The organism is Enterococcus salsurae (assembly GCF_054784955.1).
Genome location: NZ_BAAHWY010000004.1, coordinates 50,893 through 71,005, shown reverse-complemented (window position 1 = coordinate 71,005; position 20,113 = coordinate 50,893). Strand labels below are relative to the sequence as shown.

17 protein-coding genes, 2 pseudogenes and 1 riboswitch are annotated in these 20,113 nt (G+C 36.0%); of the genes and pseudogenes, 17 read left to right on the top strand and 2 right to left on the bottom strand.

What is annotated here, in order from left to right:
• Positions 1-13: 13 nt before the first annotated feature.
• From ACYVRS_RS10470 to ACYVRS_RS10435, 8 genes and pseudogenes are all read left to right on the top strand, one after another.
• A complete protein-coding gene (locus ACYVRS_RS10470; protein ID WP_461203325.1) occupies positions 14-2,887 on the top strand; it encodes a phage tail spike protein in 2,874 nt (957 codons plus the stop codon).
• A gap of 194 nt (positions 2,888-3,081) precedes the next feature.
• On the top strand, positions 3,082-3,282 hold the full coding sequence (locus ACYVRS_RS10465) for a hypothetical protein (RefSeq protein ID WP_171917909.1): 201 nt from the start codon (positions 3,082-3,084) through the stop codon (positions 3,280-3,282).
• 23 nt (positions 3,283-3,305) lie between these two features.
• Positions 3,306-3,620: a DUF771 domain-containing protein gene (locus ACYVRS_RS10460; protein WP_422718408.1), complete on the top strand. Its 315-nt coding sequence runs from the start codon at positions 3,306-3,308 to the stop codon at positions 3,618-3,620.
• A gap of 228 nt (positions 3,621-3,848) precedes the next feature.
• Complete coding sequence (locus ACYVRS_RS10455) at positions 3,849-4,091, top strand: hypothetical protein (RefSeq protein ID WP_461203324.1); 243 nt, start codon at positions 3,849-3,851, stop codon at positions 4,089-4,091.
• Between the two features lie 15 nt (positions 4,092-4,106).
• A pseudogene (locus ACYVRS_RS10450) lies at positions 4,107-4,331 on the top strand (Rha family transcriptional regulator); the annotation flags it as partial.
• An 874-nt stretch (positions 4,332-5,205) separates the two neighbouring features.
• Positions 5,206-6,099, top strand: a complete 894-nt coding sequence (locus ACYVRS_RS10445; protein WP_368787025.1) for an SDH family Clp fold serine proteinase — start codon at positions 5,206-5,208, stop codon at positions 6,097-6,099.
• A 36-nt stretch (positions 6,100-6,135) separates the two neighbouring features.
• Complete coding sequence (locus ACYVRS_RS10440) at positions 6,136-6,321, top strand: hypothetical protein (protein ID WP_461203323.1); 186 nt, start codon at positions 6,136-6,138, stop codon at positions 6,319-6,321.
• Between the two features lie 160 nt (positions 6,322-6,481).
• Positions 6,482-6,910 carry a hypothetical protein gene (locus ACYVRS_RS10435; protein WP_461203322.1) on the top strand — a complete coding sequence of 143 codons (429 nt, stop codon included), beginning with the start codon at positions 6,482-6,484 and terminating at the stop codon, positions 6,908-6,910.
• A gap of 31 nt (positions 6,911-6,941) precedes the next feature.
• Here ACYVRS_RS10435 and ACYVRS_RS10430 read toward each other — a convergent pair whose 3' ends face one another.
• Both ACYVRS_RS10430 and ACYVRS_RS10425 read right to left on the bottom strand, forming a co-directional pair.
• Positions 6,942-7,319 carry a hypothetical protein gene (locus ACYVRS_RS10430; RefSeq protein ID WP_461203321.1) on the bottom strand — a complete coding sequence of 126 codons (378 nt, stop codon included), beginning with the start codon at positions 7,317-7,319 and terminating at the stop codon, positions 6,942-6,944.
• Positions 7,319-7,870: a hypothetical protein gene (locus ACYVRS_RS10425; RefSeq protein ID WP_461203320.1), complete on the bottom strand. Its 552-nt coding sequence runs from the start codon at positions 7,868-7,870 to the stop codon at positions 7,319-7,321. Before ACYVRS_RS10425 ends, ACYVRS_RS10430 begins: the two co-directional genes overlap by 1 nt.
• Positions 7,871-8,740: 870 nt before the next feature.
• On the opposite strand from ACYVRS_RS10425, the pseudogene ACYVRS_RS10420 reads away from it, so the two are divergent.
• The 9 genes and pseudogenes from ACYVRS_RS10420 to ACYVRS_RS10380 form a co-directional block, all read left to right on the top strand.
• A pseudogene (locus ACYVRS_RS10420) lies at positions 8,741-9,302 on the top strand (IS3 family transposase); the annotation flags it as partial.
• A 285-nt stretch (positions 9,303-9,587) separates the two neighbouring features.
• On the top strand, positions 9,588-11,252 hold the full coding sequence (locus tag ACYVRS_RS10415) for a type 2 periplasmic-binding domain-containing protein (RefSeq protein ID WP_461203319.1): 1,665 nt from the start codon (positions 9,588-9,590) through the stop codon (positions 11,250-11,252).
• Between the two features lie 87 nt (positions 11,253-11,339).
• The gene (locus ACYVRS_RS10410) at positions 11,340-12,254 is read left to right on the top strand and encodes an ABC transporter permease (protein ID WP_005470258.1); all 915 of its coding nucleotides are present in this window, start codon (positions 11,340-11,342) and stop codon (positions 12,252-12,254) included.
• 20 nt (positions 12,255-12,274) lie between these two features.
• Positions 12,275-13,162, top strand: a complete 888-nt coding sequence (locus ACYVRS_RS10405; protein ID WP_005470260.1) for a carbohydrate ABC transporter permease — start codon at positions 12,275-12,277, stop codon at positions 13,160-13,162.
• Between the two features lie 72 nt (positions 13,163-13,234).
• Positions 13,235-13,855 carry a DUF624 domain-containing protein gene (locus tag ACYVRS_RS10400; RefSeq protein WP_005470262.1) on the top strand — a complete coding sequence of 207 codons (621 nt, stop codon included), beginning with the start codon at positions 13,235-13,237 and terminating at the stop codon, positions 13,853-13,855.
• 13 nt (positions 13,856-13,868) lie between these two features.
• Positions 13,869-15,491: a glycoside hydrolase family 13 protein gene (locus tag ACYVRS_RS10395; protein WP_086268985.1), complete on the top strand. Its 1,623-nt coding sequence runs from the start codon at positions 13,869-13,871 to the stop codon at positions 15,489-15,491.
• A 38-nt stretch (positions 15,492-15,529) separates the two neighbouring features.
• Positions 15,530-17,467: a glycoside hydrolase family 66 protein gene (locus tag ACYVRS_RS10390; RefSeq protein WP_461203318.1), complete on the top strand. Its 1,938-nt coding sequence runs from the start codon at positions 15,530-15,532 to the stop codon at positions 17,465-17,467.
• Between the two features lie 190 nt (positions 17,468-17,657).
• Positions 17,658-18,653 (top strand): LacI family DNA-binding transcriptional regulator, encoded by a 996-nt coding sequence (locus tag ACYVRS_RS10385; protein ID WP_312497654.1) that lies wholly within the window; start codon positions 17,658-17,660, stop codon positions 18,651-18,653.
• A 92-nt stretch (positions 18,654-18,745) separates the two neighbouring features.
• Positions 18,746-18,819: riboswitch (Fluoride riboswitch) on the top strand.
• A 40-nt stretch (positions 18,820-18,859) separates the two neighbouring features.
• Complete coding sequence (locus ACYVRS_RS10380; RefSeq protein WP_461203317.1) at positions 18,860-20,032, top strand: cation:proton antiporter domain-containing protein; 1,173 nt, start codon at positions 18,860-18,862, stop codon at positions 20,030-20,032.
• The last annotated feature ends 81 nt before the right edge of the window (positions 20,033-20,113 follow it).

Sequence of the window (20,113 nt, the reverse complement as noted above, 5' to 3'; positions counted from 1 at the left end):
AGGGGGATAAGTTTTGAGCGAAAGTATTTATTTCTTGAACGACAAACAAGCGTTGATCAAAGTGGTTCATGAAGACAAAATAATTGAGTGTATCCAAACGAAAGAAATTACCGCTGATAAAAGCGAGTTGATGAATGATACTTTGTCGGTTAGCGTTCTAGACGACGAAAAAATCAGAGACGCTTTTTTTACAGCTGTTCGTGAAGAGGACGATTCGTTTTCTGTCTACAAGATAACTGCTGATAGCGACCCTAGAGGAAGATTATCTTTTGTTGGCATCAATTTTGCAGTGGACGAATTAAGCGCCTTTGTGGTGAATGATATACGCCCACAGAACAAGGGTATGAAGCAAGTAGCAGAGCAAATAATTGCTTTTACAAGCGATGAATGGCGAGTTGGTTATGTAGACCCAACTTTACCAGCATTGTCTGGCTCGTTCTATTACATCAGTGTAAAAGACGCGTTAAAGCAATTACAAACATTCGGCTGCGAGATTCTTTTTAAATGTACGATAACTGGTAACAAAATTACCGATAAGTGGATTGAGATTTATAAGCAAATTGGTGTAGTGAGTAATAAGCGCTTTGTGTATGGATCAAACGCCTTAGAAGTAGTCCGTCAGCGAGATCGCTCTCAACTCTACACCTCTATTATCGGACGTGGTAAAGGTGAGGAAGTTGGAGACGGTTATGGCAGGCGTATTGAGTTTACGGACGTTGAATGGAAGAAGTCAAACGGCGATCCTTTAGATAAACCTAAGGGTCAAAACTGGCTTGAATATCCAGAAATGACTACTCTTTACGGAATGCCTACCAAAAGTGGAACAAAGCGCAAAAGAGAAACAGTATTGATTCTCGAAGACATTGAAGACGCCAAAGAATTATTACGAGAGACTTACGAAAATCTAGTTGAATACTCTCGTCCGTTGATTCAGTTTAAAACAACCGTTTTAGGTGCTGATTCAATCGGTAACACTGTTCCGATACATCGATCGGACAAAGGTTACCACTATAAGACAAGAGTCTTTAGCGTGAAACTAGACCGTATTACGGGCAAAGCAGAAGCTGGTCTTGGTGACAATTTAAATAACTCGAGTATTCGACAATCTTCAAATCTTCAAAACAGCGTAACCAATCTAGCCGAAACCAAAATGACATTTTATGATTCAACCGAAATCAGCAAATGGCAATCAGATATCATACGCGGTGCTCATGGCGGTGCGGTTATTTTGATGTCTCCATCTGATTATCCAGCCAATCATCCGCAACGAGGAGAGAGCAGACAACCTTTTCAAATGGTGTGGATGGATGGCGATTCTATTCAAACGTCAAGTCATTTCTTAGTTGCTAATTCGGATGGGATTGGATTTATAGACGGCGATTTCTACACGAGTGAGTTTAAGACTGCGTGGACTATTGACGGCAAGTTTAACGCCGATTTTATCCAAGCCGGAACAATAATGGCAGAAATTTTTGAAACGTCATTCAACAAATTGGGAGACATGCTCAAATTGGTATCTGGTGCTTTAGTTGTTGAAAATGATGGTAAAAAAATCATGGAATTAACTAAGCGTGGTATGGAGTTTTGGAGTGGCTCAAGAAGCGTGGGAACCATAGGTACTGCAGGCAATCCTTTTCCAGAGTTAGTTGTGGGGTCGGAAAATGGTCAACCTATTCTGGCTGATATGGACGGGAAAGCTTTGCAAATTGTCTCAGACAGTGGAGGAGATTATATTTTAATCTCTACGTCAGAAGGAAAAGGCATAGTTTTAGGTAAAGACAAAGGAATGTATTTCATAGATTCTGATATGCGTTTTGTAGGGAACATGACGCTGTCCGGCAACTTTGATATTCGTGGAGAATTAAAGTTAAACGGTCAACAAGTTTATCCTGGCGGTTCTGGTGGTGGCGTGGGTCCAAGTGGATCAACATACGATCCAATAAACATTGGTAGCAATATCACAGGAAACGCGAATATAGTTGCGTGGTTAGAGAAATATACGAAGTTATACGGTATATTTGATTATATCGGTTTGGCTTATGCCTTAATCATGGTTGAAAACCCTAGCACAAACGGAACAGACGATATCATGCAATCTTCGGAATCTGCTGGTTTAGCACCGAACACTTTGAGTGGTGAAGCATCCGTAAAACAAGGTTGCAAACATTTAGCCGAACAAATCAAAAACGGTCAAAATCAAAATGTGGATATTTGGGGCGTGATGCAAGGGTATAACTTTGGTAGCGCGTATATACCTTGGCTAGCAAACAGAGGCGGTAAAAACACTACTGACCTTGCAGAAGTCTATTCTCGTGATGTAGTTGCGCCTTCGTTAGGTAATACAACTGGAGAAAGGTACTCTTATGTCAATGCTGTGTCACAAGCTGATGGACGTACTTATTTATATCTAAACGGTGGTAATTTCCACTATGCGGCAATGATCCGACAGTATGTGCAAGTAAACGAAAGTACCGGCTATGTAGTGCCAATCAGTAAACCTGTAACTGTTACAAGCGAGTTCGGATACAGAATACATCCAATCACAGGAGCATATTCATTACACAACGGTATAGACTTAGTAAACGGAAACGCTACGACACCTATATTCGCAGCTGCTGCAGGTGAAGTTGTTATAGCTGGTAGTTATCCGGATTGGTATGGAAATTACGTGGTTATCAAGCACGCTGATGGACTTTACACTGGCTATGCCCATCAAAGCCAATTGAGAGTCTCTGTAGGCGATACAGTCAATCAAGGACAGCAAATAGGCAACATGGGTACAACGGGGCCTAGCACTGGTCCGCATTTACATTTCCAGTTTTTTACAAATGGGCCTTGGCCAAGTTCGGATGATTTTATCAATCCGCGCGAACATATTGATTTTTGATAGAGAGCAGTTGGCGAAGAACTCGTTAACTGCTTTTTTTCTTTATATAAATTTTTGAGGAATTATTTGCAATATAGATTATGTGCATTAATTAGGGTATAGTTATTATGTAAGCGTTTAAAATTAGAAAGGTTTTGACATGTAAAAATGAGATAAAGGCGTATTCATATAGATGATTTTAGGAGGATTTAAAGATGAAAATGGGAATGAGAAAACCAAGTATCAAAAAATCTATATCTGCCAGAACCACAGGCAAAGCTAAAAGAGCAGTAAAAAAGTCAATTAATCCTATGTATGGAAAGAAAGGCGTAGGTTTTGCTAAATCCCCGACAAAATCTGTCAAAAACAAAGTGTACAAGAAAACAACTTTTAGTTTCTGGGATTTATTCAAATAATTAGCGAGGAGGAGGGATTTTGTATGACGCAGTATCTCGAAGCAAAAATTGTTATACCAGAAGACTACGTAATCATTTCAAAAGTGGAATATGAAAGATTTATACTTAATGAAGAATTAGGTAGATGGTGGACTTTAAAAGATGTGATGGAGAGGGTCAACAGGAAAAGATCTTGGTTAATCGAAAACTTCCTTAATCATCCTAGTTACAGAAGAAAAATAGATGTTAAAAATGGTGGCTTTGTCAAATATCCCACAGGCGGAAAAGACAGCTATTTGTTTTTAGCAAGCGAAACAAAGAGATTCTTAGAAGAAAATTTTTCAAACATACTTAAATAGTCCGTTGAGCGTTGCAGAAAGTTTTGAAATAAGTGTAGCAAATCTATATCGATGAATAGTTGGAATTTACTAGAACTTATTTACAAAAGACAGTACAAAAAATGATTTTCAAAATGTTGGCTATTGTCGGCAAGCCAGTTTATCACCCGTGTTAAAATGAAGCACATATAAAATAATAGAATTCACCTAGAGATGTTAAACAAAACAAAATTTTTTAGGAGGGTTAATATGCAAATCACACTAGCGAGAACAATCGAGGTGCCACAGGCGTGGATGGCTAAAGATGAAGCTTTGGTTTACTTCGGTTATCAGCAACACAAATCATTATTTCAAAAGTTACTCAAAGAATTCAAGGAACACAAAGATTTTAAAGAAGGCTATAGATTGGTAACTTCGAATCTACCGATCATCAACATTCAATTATTTGACAATTTCTTAGTCTGGCGGGCGGCAAATAAATATAAGAGATAAAAAGTAGGATCCAAAATGAATGAATTAGTAATCATGAAAGATCAACAAGCGGTAACAACTAGTTTACAAGTTGTTGAAAGTTTCGGAAAAGAACACCGAGCAGTTTTAAAAGCGATTGATGATCTAAAAGAGGGGCTTGCACAAAAGTATGCAGACCTATTCTGGGAAGATACCTATGTCCATCCTCAGAATAAACAGCCATATCGAATTGTTTTTATGAACCGTGATGGATTCACTATTCATGGTATCGCTCATCGCTTTTCTTGTATCTAAACCGTCAAATGGAAATTCCTGTCTTAACTCTTGATCAGTTGCATTTTTTAGTTTATTCAAATATTTGTAGACTTTAGGATTCTTTAGAAGTTAAGAAAATAAAAGTTGTGAAGACCAGCAATCAATATCTTTTGAAGGCAAAATCTATTAGCGAAATTCTTTGTTGTAAATATAGACATTCATACTACTAATTTTGAAAATAGATGGACAGCATAGGGGAGCGTTACTTTAGTATACCGGTGTAGCGGAAAAAGTTAGACCATTTAATCGTTGCAGTGTCTATGCTAAAGGATGGCGAGTGACCACTTTAGATCGCAGACGGGAGTGCTGAGGAAGTATGATCCGGAATTGGAATATAGTCCTGATGGACAAATAAAATAACCACTCCCAAAAGGAAGTGGCGTTAAAGTGGTTTAGGAATAAAAAGGTAATTCTTGCTTAATTAGAATATTACTCCTATTGATAAATAATTTCAAAAAATAATATCTATTAAAAAAGAAGAGTGCTAAAATAAAAAAGAAGAGTGCTAGATATGATAAGATGGCTTCCCCAAAAATTCATCTTATCCTAGCATTCTTCTTTTTTGTTCATGTTGCATATTAAATATTATAGTAGTTACTTACTTTGTGCAAGTGAAATGCCGGAAAATCTAGTAAAAAATATTTTTTTCACAAAAAAGCCTTCTACTCGCAAAAGTAAGAGATTAATGTTTGGCAAATAAAAAGACCTTAGCTTTCGCTAGGGTTTCTTTTGTATTTTAAAGAACAAAAGTTCTTATTGTTTTATAACATATTAGCAATATATAATAATAATAATAATAATAAAGAGAGGTGTACTTAGGATGGGAAGTTGGGAACACTTATTAAATGAACTATTAACAACAATTGATCCAAATACAAACTCGCCCGATTTTGATGGGATAAGAAGAAAATATATAAAATCGCTTGAAGAGTATACTGGAAGAAATGTTATTTCTTACTATTCAGCTTTTAACGAGCGAGAGCAAGGTAATAACCTTTCAATAAAAGATGGGGATATGGAAGGTTTTATGAACGCTGTACATGGAATGGACAGACGTAAAGGCTTAGATTTAATTTTACATACTCCCGGTGGAAGTCCTTCTGCAGCTGAATCAATTGTTAAGTATTTGCGTTTCTTATTTAAAAATGACATTCGTGTTATTGTTCCTCATATGGCAATGTCTGCTGGTACAATGATTGCTTGCGCTTCTAAAGAAATTATTATGGGGTATCAATCAAGTTTAGGCCCTATTGATCCACAATTTCAAGGTATTCCAGCTTACAATATTCAATCAGAGTTCGAAGAAGCTAAGGAAGATCTGCAAACTAATCCATCTAGTGCACAATATTGGGCAATAAAGTTGCAACAATATCCTGCTGCTTTCATGAAGTCAGCAATTGATGCTATTGAACTATCCAATGTTTTAGTAAAAGAGTGGCTGCAGTCAAATATGTTTTTAGGAGAAGATACTGAAAAAGTTGAATCAATTGTTAGATTTTTAAATGAGCACAAAAACTCGAAAACGCATGATAGACACTTTGATATAGACACATGTAAAAATATCGGTTTAAAAATTGTCCAAATGGAAGATGACAACGACCTTCAAGATAGAATATTATCCGTACACCATGCTACAATTATTTTGCTACAGAATGGTGATGTTGATAAAATAATCGAATCTGCTAGTAAGTCATTTGTTTCAAGATCTCTCTAATATTTGTTATAATTAATAAAGGAAGGATGAATCCGCATGACTAAATTAATATCGACAGAAGAAATACTATCTCTTTATAAAAAAGTGAATGTCAAATCAAGTCCAAAAACTTTTAGTACTGTTAGAAGTACCATCAATACTGGAACACTTACAAATATGCTGGCTGCTCAATCGCTGACTAATCGTCAAAATTCAAACGCGTATAACTTTAAAAGCAAATAATATGCTAATTTGTAGTTATGAGTGACTATAGTTATAAAGAAACACCCCCTACTCGCAAGAGTAAGGGGTTTCTTTGTTCTCTTTCTGTTCGTGTGTATAAAATATTATACTCTTCTTATCAGTCGGTGGTCGGCTGAAATACTGATAAGGAGTTAAATACATGGAAATTGAGAACGTAGTTTTAGCTAATTGGGAATATTTCACTTCCGGAGAAAAAATGGATAAATTAAAAACAGGAAAATGGATGATTTTCTTTAAATTTTTTGATGAGCGAGAGACGATAAGGTCATATTGCGAAAGAAGTGTTGTCGAAAGAATTGTTAGGACTGCTAAATTAAGTAGTATGCCACGTAAAGATGGTAATGGAGTTGCATGCTTCTTTCTCGAAATCGATGATTATAATCAGCATAAAAAAATAATCAATTTCTTGATAGAAAATAATTTGATACCAAAAAAGAAAAATGGTGATTATTACAATTTATCTTTTAAGCTCGACGAGCAGACAAGAAATAATGAATACAATGAAAACTTTAAATCTGTTCTTAAATTGGAAGAATTATTAGACTTGAGAACAGGTGAATGGAAATAATAAAAAAAGACCTTAGCTTTCGCTAGGGTCTTTACGCTAAACATGCCTCAATCATGTCAGTATATTGATTCCGCATAGAGAAATTTTTAATCCAGCTAAATAGTCCACGAGCCTCTTTATCTTCGCTTACTCGATTAACTACAAAGTCTTCTTTTACTAATTCAACGAGTACAATTAAACCTATATCAAACCTAAGGAAGAATTGTTTGAAAACGAACTTGACAAATTTAAAATCCGATTTTTTTTCCCAGGCTATTTGTACATGTACTGTAAATATAAATATTGTCAAAATAGCAGAAACAAAAAAATTTGACTTGATATTATTTTTTTTAAATTGCATAAAAGTTTTCCTACTCAGAACTACAAAATAGGCAAGTAAAGAGGTGGCAGTTATTAGAACCAGTTCCATTAACGTCTTCTCCCTTCTCTTGTATCCTTATTATCAGTGCTTTCAATAAACTCTTTTGTATCTTGATTCATTTTAACATTTTTATTTCTATTAGCAAACTTTTTTTCCTTTGCGTTTGTTTCTTTAATTTTTTGTACTCTGTGTTTTGTTTTCTTTATCTCAGAACTTTCTAAATCATCATCGTCTTTAATTGCATAGCTTGGAGCAACAAAAGAAACGCCCATAACCAATAACTTGAATATCCAAAACAAGATATTCTTAGCAATTTCATTTTTAAAGTTAGAGTGAATAAATAGCAAGACTAGAAGGATAGCTCCTGTAATTATATATATGTTAATTATTCTTGCTTTACGGTTATTACCTGAATCACTTTTCGGATCAACAACATAAAAAGCAAGTGCGTTGGAAGTACAATGCGAAACCGCTGTAAAAAAAAGAGAATACAAATTATTTGAAGTAAAAGCATTTATAACTAAAGCTACGCTAGTAACAAGAGTTAAAATAATTTTAGTATTACTAACTGATATTTCATCAATATTAAATTTGCTCATTAGAAGGATCCTTTATAAATTTTGTTGGAATACTCAATATATCATATCAATTTTTGACACTCTAATCAATATTTTTTTAAGGTAGTATTTCCCACGTAAAAAAGCCCCCTACTCAAGCGAGTAAGGGCTATTTGTTTACCAAGGTAGCTTATTTTTATTAAGCGCTCGTTGCAAGGCTTTGACTACTATGCCGGTTATGGTATATTAAACATAACTTTTACATGTTTGCCAAATATTAGTATGTATTTAATATCGAAGCTGTGATATCGGATTTTTGATATCTATTCTAATTGGCGTTGGTGGATAAAATTGTAAGTGCGTTTGTAAGTGTATGTACTTACATTTATAATTTCCTAATGATGTTAAAATATCAGTTAAAACCTGTTACACCAGTGTTAATTGCACTTAATCACGATTAACAAAACCCATTCTTTTATATGGAAGGGTCTGTGGGGTAATGGAATTGATTAAGCTAGAAATGCCTATTTGAAGGCGTTTCTGGCTTTTTTTGTTAGGACTTGAGGAAAGCAACATCAAAAGTAACACCATTGAGAAATGGATAGTTAGATTGTCATGGTAAAAATGATCTAAGTAATGAAAACCTTTCAGAGGAAAACGAAAATGTATAGGGGAAATAAAGATAAGATACTTTTTTTAAGATTGAAAATATAAAATATCATTGTTCTTATGCTGCTACCATTTGGAAATTAAGCTATCCGTCCGTTGGTGCACTACGTCAATGGTATAATGAATATTTGTTATCTGGGAAGCTTCATCATAATCACCGGAAAAATCAAAGTATTCTGAAGAACAAAAACGAATAGCCGTGGATTATTATTTTGAATATGGCCAATATTACGCACGAACCATTCGTATGCTCAGAAGATTTCTCCTGTACAACCAAATCTATTGAATCGTAACTTCAAAGCAAAAAAACCAAATGAAAAATAGTTAATAGATATTACTGAGTTTAAAATTCCTGAAGGGAAAATCTATTTGTTCCCGCTTGTCGATTGCTACGATGGAGCTTTTATTAGTTGGACCATTGAAACAAATCCTGACGCAGAATTAGTGAGTGCTATGCTATATTGTGGACGAGCTGAGCTCTACCCTTCAAGGTCAAGAGCGTCCAATCATTCATTCTGAACGTGGGGCTCATTATCGATGGCCAGATTGGATCGAGCGAATGAACAAAGCAAACTTGACTCGCTCCATGTCTAAAAAGGGGTGCTCACCAGATAACTTAGTGTATGAAGGTTTCTTTGGACGATTAAAAAACGAGGTGTTTTATCAACGTGACTGGAAAAACACAACAATCAATCAGTTTATAAACCAATTGGATAACTATATCCACTGGTATAATCATAAACGGATCAAGTTAACTTTAGGAGGACTAAGTCCTCTTCAATATCGGAAGAAACAAAGATGTATTTTTAAAAATGGTCCAGAAAAACATCCGCACCCCCAAACCCACAATTTTAAACTGCCCTTGACAGGAGATGATGGAGTCTCTAAATCACTATATTTTTAACTAGTGATACCGATATAGATATATATCTGTAATAAACAAAAAAATGAAAGCGTTATTGACAAGTTCGTATAGACAATGATACTATTATAGAGTAAACGTTTACGTTGTTTTGTTAGTAGTATTTTCTCATTTTTTTTAGTTATTTACGTAAACGATTACGTAAACCAAATAAAAGGAGTATTACGAATGAAAAAGATGCATAAAATTTTGACCGGTTCAGTTGTATTGAGTAGTGTTGTCTTACTTGCAGCATGCAGTGGCGAACAAGACAAAGAAGCAAAAACAGATACCGATGGAAATATTGTCATGACAGTGGGTCAACAGACGCAGCCAAACTCCAAACTCCCTGATGGAGACTCTTATGCAGATAATGCTTATAGAAGACTGATAAAAGAAGAGCTAGGTGTGAGTATTGAGAGTGCATTTGGGGCAAATGGTGATGATTATACCAGACAAGTGTCGCTTGCCATTGCTTCAGGCGATCTACCAGATGTAATGGTTGTCAGCAGAGATGAGATGGAGGAATTGGCTGACAATGATTTGATTGCTGATTTAACAGATGTTTATGAAGAATACGCTAGTGATAATATCAAAAATATATACAATTCTTTTGACAATGTCCAAATTGATTCTGCTAAAATAGGCGATCGAATTATGGGACTACCAGGCACTGCGAATGATTTTGGTCCTAATTTGGTTTGGATTAGACAAGATTGGTTAGATGACTTGGATGTCCAATTGGACGAAGATGGCAATCATGCCATTACTTTGGAAGAGCTAGAATCAACGGCCAAAACCTTCAAAGACAAAGATGCAGGAGGAACAGGGAAAACACAAGGTCTCGCATTTGCCAATTGGCTAACTTCCGATAGTCATGGAGGATCTGGGTATACAGCAACTGCGATATTCAATGCCTTTGATTCATTTCCTAAAAATTATTTAGTTGGGGAAGATGGTCAGTTGGTTTACGGGTCAAATACTGCCAAAACCAAAGAAGGATTGAGCTACGTAAAACAACTATTTGACGATGGAATTTTAGATGATCAATTTGGTACGCGAACATACGACGACATCAATGCGATGATGATTAATGGAGAACTTGGTATTATACCTGGCCCTTGGCACTTATCTGATTGGGCTTTGGTTCAAGCAAAAACTGCAAACCCTGATGCAGCATTCACGCCTTATGCAATTGAGAGTAGTGATGGTCAAGTAAATGGTGTGAGCAAACCAGGTGTAGGCGGCTATGTAGTTGTTAATAAAAATTTTGCAAACCCAGAATTAGCCATAAAAATAATCAATTTATTGTTTGATGAAGTACCAAACTCAACCGATATGGAAACAGAGTATCCTGAAATATATGCCTATGCGCAAAAATCTGTAGACGGATCAGTACGTCCAATGAATATTGAAATGTTCGAAAACTTAAGTGAAATATCTGATGCAGTGGAAGCTTCTCAAGCGGCTGAAGGTGAGATAGATATTGATGATATTTCAAGTTTCACAGTAAAAAACAATGCACAAAAAATTAAAACCTATCTTGATGATCCGAGCACTGCAGATCCAACAGATTGGGCGGTCTATGCGTCGAGATTATTGGCTGTAACTAATGTGATGAACGGTGTACGGGAAGAGAATATCTATAATGAAATCACGCCATTTACGACATTTGAAACCATTAAAGCAAGTGAGCGGAATGGTGCCCAAATTTCAAAATTAGAAGAAGAGACGTTTATCAAATTTGTGACAGGGGAAGAATCTTTGGATAATTTTGATTCATATGTGAAGACTTGGAATAGTCAGGGTGGACAAGCGATTTTAGAAGAAATGCAAAAGCTCGCGGATGAATAAAGGTCATTTCTAAATTTTGGGTAGAGCATTTGTTCATTGCTGCAAATGCTCTACTATATTATCAATTATCAAATAAGGAGAAAGTTTATGGAAAAGCTTGCAACAAAAAAGAAGTGGTTTTCTAAAGATCAGTGGTTATTTCTAGCAATGATTGCGCCGGGAATGATTTTTCTACTAATCTTCTCGTATGCGCCAATGTTTGGTTTAATTATGGCATTTCAAGATTTTGTTCCAGCGCGTGGCTTTTTGGGTTCGGATTTTGTTGGACTAGATAATTTTATCTATATTTTTAATTTGCCTGATATCTGGCAAGTAACCTACAATACGGTTTTTATCGCAGTAGGGAAAATTGTGTTGAACACCATTATTCCGATTATCTTTGCCATTTTATTGAATGAGATTCGCGTCAAATGGATGAAGAAAACCATGCAAACAATCGTTTATTTGCCACACTTCTTATCATGGGTCATCTTGGCATCAGTTATTCTCAATCTATTTAATTTAGATGGTACTGTGAATCAAGTGTTACAAAGCTTAGGCTTGGACCGAATTAACTTTTTGGGCAGCAATGCTGTGTTTCCACATTTGTTGATTTGGACAGATGTATGGAAAGGATTTGGTTATAACTCTATTATTTTCTTAGCGGCAATCACATCGATTGATCCAGGGTTATATGAGGCTGCAACAATGGATGGCGCTAGTTGGTTGCAACGTGTAAAACATGTGACGATTCCAGGCATGATGTCTTTTATTATTTTGATGACCATCTTGGCTTTACCAGGTATCTTAAGTGCCGGATTTGATCAAGTTTACAACTTATATTCACCACCAGTCTATGCTAGTGGAGATGTTTTGGATACTTACATTTATAGAATTGGGTTAATCGGACGTGATTATAGTTTAGGGGCTGCAGTAGGACTTGTCCGGTCGATTATCGGTTTGATTTTGATTTATGTCTCGAATAAAACAGCTGAAAAAGCCACAAATCGGGTTATGTTTTAATTCATAGAGAGGAGAAAAAGATGAGAGAGAAATTCGGTATTCGACAATTTGTGATTTATTTAATCGTTATTTTATTAACACTATCTTGTTTGGTCCCTTTATTAAACGTTCTGGCGCTGTCCCTAAGTTCCTCCCAAGCAGCTGCAGGGAATAAAGTAGGACTTTGGCCAGTAGATCTCACGTGGGCAGCATATGAAAGAATCATTAACGATACACAGTTTTGGCGTTCGTTTGGGATCTCTGTTTTTCGTGTATTTGTTGCTTTGGTCCTTAATTTAGTGATGATCGTCACCTTAGCTTACCCATTATCAAAATCAAAAAAAGTGTTTCGGACTAGACGTTTCTTTATGGGATTTATGGTTTTTGCGATGCTCTTTAATGGCGGGATGATACCGACCTACTTGATTGTACGTAATCTGGGAATGATCAATAGTATCTGGGCGTTAATATTACCGGGTGCTGTGCCTATTGGCAGTGTCATTTTAGTCATGAATTTTTTTCGAGGGGTACCTAAATCTTTGGAAGAGTCTGCATTATTAGACGGAGCAAATGCATTTGATGTTCTGCGTAAGATATACATTCCCATATCTTTACCTTCTTTGGCAACTGTATCATTATTTAGTATTGTCGGGAGCTGGAATGATTTCTTTGGTGGTTTGATTTATATGACAAAAATTGAAAATTACCCATTAATGACGTACATTCAATCTCTGTCTGTCAATATTGCAGAAACTTTGCAAAATGCAAGCGGCATGACATCAGAACAATTACAAAGTTTATTAGCTGTTTCAGATCGTAATCTGAATGCAGCGAAAATCATTGTAGCGATTGTCCCCTTGTTGGTGATTTATCCTTTTTTACAGAAATATTTTGTACAGGGAATTGTTGTTGGGGCTGTAAAAGAATAATTCTAATCATGAGATAATTGAAAAACAAGTCAATGGATTCGATAAGAACCTAAGAAGAAGGGAAGTAAACCTATGAATTCTTTTTTTCGAATAGATGGACCCGTCTATAACCTTTTGATGAAGTTGTGGAGTCTGTTCGTTCTCAATTTATGTATTTTAATAGGGAGTATCCCAATTGTAACAATTGGTGTTGCAACCAGCGCAGCTTATGCCGTTTGCTTTAAGTTGCATGAAAACAATGATACACGTGTTATTGAAAACTTTATTTTGGCATATAAACGAAATTTCAAACAAGCTATTGGTTTTAGCATCATGCAATCTATTGTTTTTTTCGTTGTGGTTGTCGATTTGAATTATATGATTCATTTGGATCAGCAAAATCTCATTGGCTTGCTTGGGGTATCTATCGTGGGTCTTGTCCTTGTGTTAAGTAGTCAATATACGTATGGTTATATTGCACGCTTTAAAGATTCGGCTAAGCTTGTTTTCATGAACTCTATGAGGCTTGTCTTAGCAAATATGCGGGTGAGCTTTTTGTTATCAGTTATCACATTGTTCTTGCTATTTTTGATAGTGACCTCCCCAATTGCATTTGTTTTTGTGTTGTATCTGAGCATTTTTATTGGGTGTAGTTTTCTTGTATTCTTAAAATCATTTTTAATGTTAAGTGTATTTAAAAAGTATGAAATGTAAAAGGAGATTCAATATGAGTTCATGGTGGCAAAAAGCAGTCGTATATCAGGTGTATCCTCGTAGTTTTCAAGATAGTAACGGGGATGGCATAGGTGATTTAAAAGGGATTATCCAACGATTGGATTACTTGGCGTATTTAGGCATTGATGCGATATGGTTAAGTCCTGTCTATAAATCGCCAAATGATGATAATGGTTATGACATTTCAGATTATCAAGAGATAATGGACGAATTCGGAACAATGGAAGACATGGAAATTCTGATTGCAGAAGCTATGAAGCGGAATATCCGAATCGTTATGGACTTGGTTGTTAATCATACCAGTGATGAACATCCCTGGTTTGTTGAGGCGAGACAGTCAAGAGACAATCAATATAGAGATTTTTACATTTGGTCAGATCCTGATTCACAAGGGAATCCGCCCAATGATTTAGGTTCAACATTTTCTGGTCCAGCTTGGGAATATAGTGAATTAACGGGACAGTATTATTTACACTTATTCAGTAAAAAACAGCCGGATTTAAACTGGGAGAATCAAGAAGTAAGACAGTCTGTTTATGACATGATGAATTTTTGGATTGAAAAAGGGATTGGCGGATTCCGAATGGACGTTATTGATTTAGTTGGTAAACAACCATTCAAAAAGATAACAGGGAATGGGCCTAAACTGCATGAATACTTGCAAGAAATGAATCGAGCTACATTTGGCAACAAAGACCTTATGACGGTTGGAGAGACTTGGGGAGCAACACCAGAAATTGCTAAATTATATTCCAAACCCAATCGTAATGAACTGTCAATGGTTTTCCAATTTGAGCATTCCGGTCTTGATCAGCAACCAGGAAAAGAAAAGTGGGATTTAATCGACCTGTCTATTCCAGCACTAAAGGACGTTTTTTCCAAGTGGCAAACAGAGCTGGCTTCCGAGGGATGGAATAGTTTATTTTGGAATAACCATGATTTACCAAGAATCATTTCTCGCTGGGGGAATGATAAAGAGTTTCGCGTCCAAAGTGGAAAAATGTTTGCAATTTTGCTGCATTTATTAAAGGGAACCCCGTATATTTATCAGGGAGAAGAAATCGGTATGATCAATTATCCGGTTGAAACCATTGAAGAAGTCGATGACATTGAGAGTATCAATATGTACAATGTCCGCTTGTCGCAGGGCTATGCAAAAGAGGATATTTTGGACTCGATCAATGCAAAAGGGAGAGATAACGCAAGGACACCGATGCAGTGGAATGATTCAAAAAATGCAGGATTTACCTCGAATAAACCTTGGCTACATATAAATCCTAATTATCCTGAAATCAATGTGGAGAAAGCTCTTGAGGAAAAAGATTCCCTTTTCTACACATATAAAAAATTAATCCAATTGCGACATGAACATCCAATTGTAGTTTGGGGAACTTATAATTTGGTTGATACCGAAGACGAAAATATTTTTGCTTATTGCCGTGTGCTAGATGAGCAAAAATGGTTGATCATTACTAATTTTCAAGAAAAGACAACTACTTTTGATCTAAAGGAAGAGCCAAAATCAGTTTTGATTCAGAATTATACGAAGAAAGAATATACAAAAGGTATGCTCTATTTGGACCCCTATGAAGCTGTTGTCTTAGAAATAAGCTGATTTACTTAGTGACTGAAATATTTAGAAAAGGAGTAAATATGACGAAAATAAGAGAAAAAAATAATAGAAAAGTTCTTGCAACAAAAAAAGATACACAAAAAAGCTGGACTGTTTCGATTATTATCATTGCCTTTCTTTTCGTTTTTATTTTTGGTAGTGCTTATATGAACAAAAAATTGCAAGAGGAGATGGTGGGCATTCAATATGATGCAACATTAAAGTTTTCAGTAGATAAATCTATGTATGATCCCGGGGAAACCATCATCTTGACGTTATCGACAAGTTCAAATTCTCTAGAACCATCTAAAGGCAAGTATCTTGTCAACGTGAAATACTTGAACGAAACAATCGATACGATTGAAGGCGTTTGGGAAACGACATCAGAAGGGAGCATTCAAGAGGAAATTGAATGGACTGCACCAAACGAAGACTTTAAAGGCTATTTATTTGAATTGGACATACTCGATTCAGAGGGTCACGCTATTCGACACATGAATACAGCAGCAGATGTGTCAAGTACATGGACGAAGTTTCCTAGATATGGCTTTTTGACAAATTTCGATAAGGATATAGACACTGAAGCAGTGATTGAGCAAATGAACGACTGGCAATTAAATGGGATTGAATACTATGATTGGAAATACCTGCATCATCAATTAATTCCTGAAGATGGAACAATGGAGTGGCAAGATTGGGCTGGTCGCAAGATTAGTGGAGAGACCATCAAAAGCTACATAGCTGAAGCAAAAGCAAGAGGGATGACAAATATGTCCTATAATATGATTTATGCTGCGACAAATAATTATGCTCAATATGGTATCAAAGAAGAGTGGGGGCTGTGGTATGCAGAAGATCATGAAGCTGGTAAAAATAAAGGTGATCGATTTACATTCTCAATGGGTGCAAGTCCTACAGGTCAATCCAATCTCTTTTTCTTTGATATTCAAAATCCAGAATGGCAAAACTATATTATTCAAAAAAATTTAGAAGCTCTACAAGTGATGGGATTTGATGGTTGGCATGGAGATACAGTGGGTGAATGGGGAAAAATGTGGACTCATGATATGATTGGTGATGAGACACAAGGTATTTATGTGAAGGATGGGTATAAAGAATTCTTGGATATTGCCAAAGAGAAGCTTGATAGCTATTATCTATCATTTAATCCTGTAGGTGCTCAAGGTATCGAACAGGTAAATGCCTCTGCTGTGGATGTCCTATATGCAGAAATCTGGCCTTGGGATACAACAAGTGATGGAGAGCAGTACAATACTTATCAAAGTCTAAAGAACGTCATCGATAATTCTCGAGACCAAAGTGATGGGAAATCTCTGATCATTCCAGCATATATGGAATACGATTATGCTGAGAGTGTGGTGAGTGAACCTTTTAATATGTCTGCAGTTTTATTAACAGATGCGGCAGTATATGCTGCAGGAGGTTCACGTATTGAATTAGGTGATGGCGACGAAATGCTATCGAATGAATATTTTCCCAAGCATAATTTATATATGTCAGATGAACACAAAGTACGTCAAAAAGCGCTGCAAAATTTTATTGTTGCTTATCAAAATCTTTTGCGGGATGGATTAGAAGATAATGATAAACTGATTGAAATTGTTCATCATAATCATTCAGAGAATGGTGATCCTAATACAATATGGACATATAGTAAGTCAGGAAATGGATTTGATACCATTCAAATAATAAATTTGCTTGGTGTATCAGACAATGACTGGCGTGCCAATGAAGGAAAAAAAGAAACGCCTACTAGGATCGAAAATGTGGTGGTTAAATATTATACTGATGACTCATTTGAAAGTGCTTGGGTAACTTCGCCAGACCCTGCATATGATTCTGTTTCTAAGGAATTATCTTTGGAATATGGTTCTGATGAAAAAGGGAGTTATGTACGGGTGTCAGCTCCGTCTTTAGAATATTGGGATATGATTTATTTTAGTCATCTAAAGAAATGAAAGAACATGAATGACTCCAGCAACAAGTTTTTACCACTTTTGAAGATGATCAGCATAAAGGAATCCCACTGTTTTCATTTGTCTAAAAATGAAGTAGTGAGGTTCTTTTTTGACGAAAAATCTCTCGCATTTCTAATAAATTTGTGTAATACTATAGTTACGAACGTAAGCGTTTACCCGGGAGGTTTATATGCAATATACAATTAAAGACATTGCTAAGAGAGGGAATGTCTCTATAGCTACTGTATCCCGAGTGATTAATGATCTTGGTGGATATAGTGAAGAAACCAAACAAAAAATATTAACGATTGCGCATGAATTGGGCTATAGTCAAAATAAATCTGCAGTATCATTGGTAAGCAAAAAAACAGATTTATTAGGAATTATTATGCCACAATATGCGACTAGTTTTTACGGAGATATAATTAGTGGAATTGAAGATGAGGCATATAAGAAAGGTTATAACGTGATCTTGACACACGCAGGTATTGATGGATCAAGAATGAGGGAAAGCATCACTCTAATGAAGGAGCGAAATGTCGATGGCTTTATCATTTTCTCGGTGGATTTATCAGACGATGAGATCAATTTAATCAAAAATAACAACATCCCATGTGTGTTGCTTTCTGCAGATACAGTAAAAGGTGATATTCCCTTTATTAAAGTCAATGATGAAGAGGCGATTGCTGATGCGACATCTTATTTGATCAAAAGAGGATGTAAAAAATTGGCCTTGATTGGTGTAAACCCAGCAGATCGTATTGCAGGTAAAGCGAGAATAGTAGGGTTTAAAAATGCATTAGCCAGTCATCAATTGATTTTTTCAAATAAAGATATTTATGTTGGAGATTATGGTTTTGATTCTGGAAAGGAAAATATGGAGGAAATTATTCAGGGGGAGCTTAACTATGATGGCATCGTTTGTGCCAGCGATGAAACAGCATTAGGAGTGATGTCTGCTTGTTCTGAGGCAGGGATCAATATTCCAAGTGGCTTATCTGTCATAGGATACGATAATTCATTAACTGCAAGAATGAGCACACCTGCTTTAACTACAATATCTCAACCTTTCCATGAGATGGGAAGCGAGGCAATCGATATGTTGATTCAACTCATAGAAAATGTTGGAAATGTGGCATCAAAAGTTGTGAAGCATGAGATTGTAGTCAGGAATTCCGTTAAATAGTTAATATAAGCATAGAACATAGAGATGAGAATAATCGATCGGTTCACTTGTATTTTGTATTGACCAACAATAAAATATATATCATAATATAACATAAATATGGGAATGAATGTCTCCCTCAGTGATGCTGGAACCGCAAATGATTGCTAATGACTTCTACAGGCTTTTTTTAAGCTTGTAGAAGTCATTTTTTTTAGGAGGAAATGATGATAGGTAGTATAGTATTCGTCACACTTGTAGGTTTGGTGGTCAGGCACTTATGTAAAAAAGTAAATATTCCGCCATTGATAGGATTTTTAGGTATAGGTATATTTTTGGGTCCATTCACATTGGATGTATTATCGGACGACTTATTAAATAGGTCATCAGAAATAAGAACGATTGCTTTGATCATTATTTTATCCAAGGCAGGATTAGCCATGAATATTTCTGATTTTAAACATGTCGGAGGTCCGGCAATACGCATGTGTTTTGTGCCGGCAATGATTGAAATCATTGGCACAATGCTATTTGCGCCTCTTTTGATTGGTTTGTCACTTCTGGAGTCAGCTATACTGGGGAGTATTATCGCAGCAGTTTCACCTGCAGTGATTGTGCCGCGTATGGTTCAATGTATTGGGAAAGGCTATGGGAAAGAGCATAGTGTGCCGCAAATTATTCTAGCAGGTGCTTCAGTTGAAGATGTTATTGTTCTCGTTCTTTTCTCATCATTGTTAGGGTTGCATCAAAGTGCTGATAGCGCATTTTTGCAGTTGATTGATATTCCAGTTTCAATGATTTTAGGCACACTTGCCTGTCTGGTCGTTGGAAACTTGCTCGTATGGTTATTTAAAAGATATCGCATCTTCGACTCGATGAAAGTACTGCTTCTTCTATCAATTTCGCTGCTATTTATGGCTGTAGAATCTAGGTTAGCAGGTCTCGTGGCTTTTTCAGGAATGCTTAGTGTACTAGGAATCAATGTCATTATTTTAAATAAAAACAAAATAGTCGCACAAAGGCTAGCCCAAAAATTCAATTATTTATGGAACATTGGAGAAATATTTCTTTTTGTGTTAGTGGGCGCTAGTGTGAATATAGACTATGCCATAGCTGCAGGCTTTATGCCGATACTTCTGATTCTAGTTTTAGCAGCAATACGCATGAGTGGTGTCTTTCTTTCTCTGTCCAAAACAAGATTAACATTAAAAGAAAAATCGTTTTGTATGATTGCATATTTACCAAAAGCAACTGTACAAGCAGCTGTTGGTTCAGTTCCGCTGTCATTAGGCTTGCCAGCTGGAGAAATGATACTCACCGTGTCCGTACTCGCCATATTGATCACAGCACCAATGGGCGCTTTTTTGATTGACTCTTTCGTTAGAAACGTGAAAATCTGAACCAAAAGAGGAAAGAAATGCTAACTAAACTTCATTAAAACGTAATTACGACATAAATTTGAAGTTAACTTCAAATAATGA

Bases quoted from the DNA above. Each gene is read 5' to 3' on its own strand.
- ACYVRS_RS10390 (WP_461203318.1), top strand. From the start codon at position 15,530: ATGACGAAAATAAGAGAAAAAAATAATAGAAAAGTTCTTGCAACAAAA.
- ACYVRS_RS10400 (WP_005470262.1), top strand. From the start codon at position 13,235: ATGAATTCTTTTTTTCGAATAGATGGACCCGTCTATAACCTTTTGATG.
- ACYVRS_RS10445 (WP_368787025.1), top strand. From the start codon at position 5,206: ATGGGAAGTTGGGAACACTTATTAAATGAACTATTAACAACAATTGAT.
- ACYVRS_RS10435 (WP_461203322.1), top strand. From the start codon at position 6,482: ATGGAAATTGAGAACGTAGTTTTAGCTAATTGGGAATATTTCACTTCC.
- ACYVRS_RS10440 (WP_461203323.1), top strand. From the start codon at position 6,136: ATGACTAAATTAATATCGACAGAAGAAATACTATCTCTTTATAAAAAA.
- ACYVRS_RS10425 (WP_461203320.1), bottom strand. From the start codon at position 7,870: ATGAGCAAATTTAATATTGATGAAATATCAGTTAGTAATACTAAAATT.
- ACYVRS_RS10460 (WP_422718408.1), top strand. From the start codon at position 3,306: ATGACGCAGTATCTCGAAGCAAAAATTGTTATACCAGAAGACTACGTA.
- ACYVRS_RS10385 (WP_312497654.1), top strand. From the start codon at position 17,658: ATGCAATATACAATTAAAGACATTGCTAAGAGAGGGAATGTCTCTATA.
- ACYVRS_RS10410 (WP_005470258.1), top strand. From the start codon at position 11,340: ATGGAAAAGCTTGCAACAAAAAAGAAGTGGTTTTCTAAAGATCAGTGG.
- ACYVRS_RS10395 (WP_086268985.1), top strand. From the start codon at position 13,869: ATGAGTTCATGGTGGCAAAAAGCAGTCGTATATCAGGTGTATCCTCGT.
- ACYVRS_RS10455 (WP_461203324.1), top strand. From the start codon at position 3,849: ATGCAAATCACACTAGCGAGAACAATCGAGGTGCCACAGGCGTGGATG.
- ACYVRS_RS10465 (WP_171917909.1), top strand. From the start codon at position 3,082: ATGAAAATGGGAATGAGAAAACCAAGTATCAAAAAATCTATATCTGCC.
- ACYVRS_RS10430 (WP_461203321.1), bottom strand. From the start codon at position 7,319: ATGGAACTGGTTCTAATAACTGCCACCTCTTTACTTGCCTATTTTGTA.
- ACYVRS_RS10405 (WP_005470260.1), top strand. From the start codon at position 12,275: ATGAGAGAGAAATTCGGTATTCGACAATTTGTGATTTATTTAATCGTT.
- ACYVRS_RS10380 (WP_461203317.1), top strand. From the start codon at position 18,860: ATGATAGGTAGTATAGTATTCGTCACACTTGTAGGTTTGGTGGTCAGG.
- ACYVRS_RS10415 (WP_461203319.1), top strand. From the start codon at position 9,588: ATGAAAAAGATGCATAAAATTTTGACCGGTTCAGTTGTATTGAGTAGT.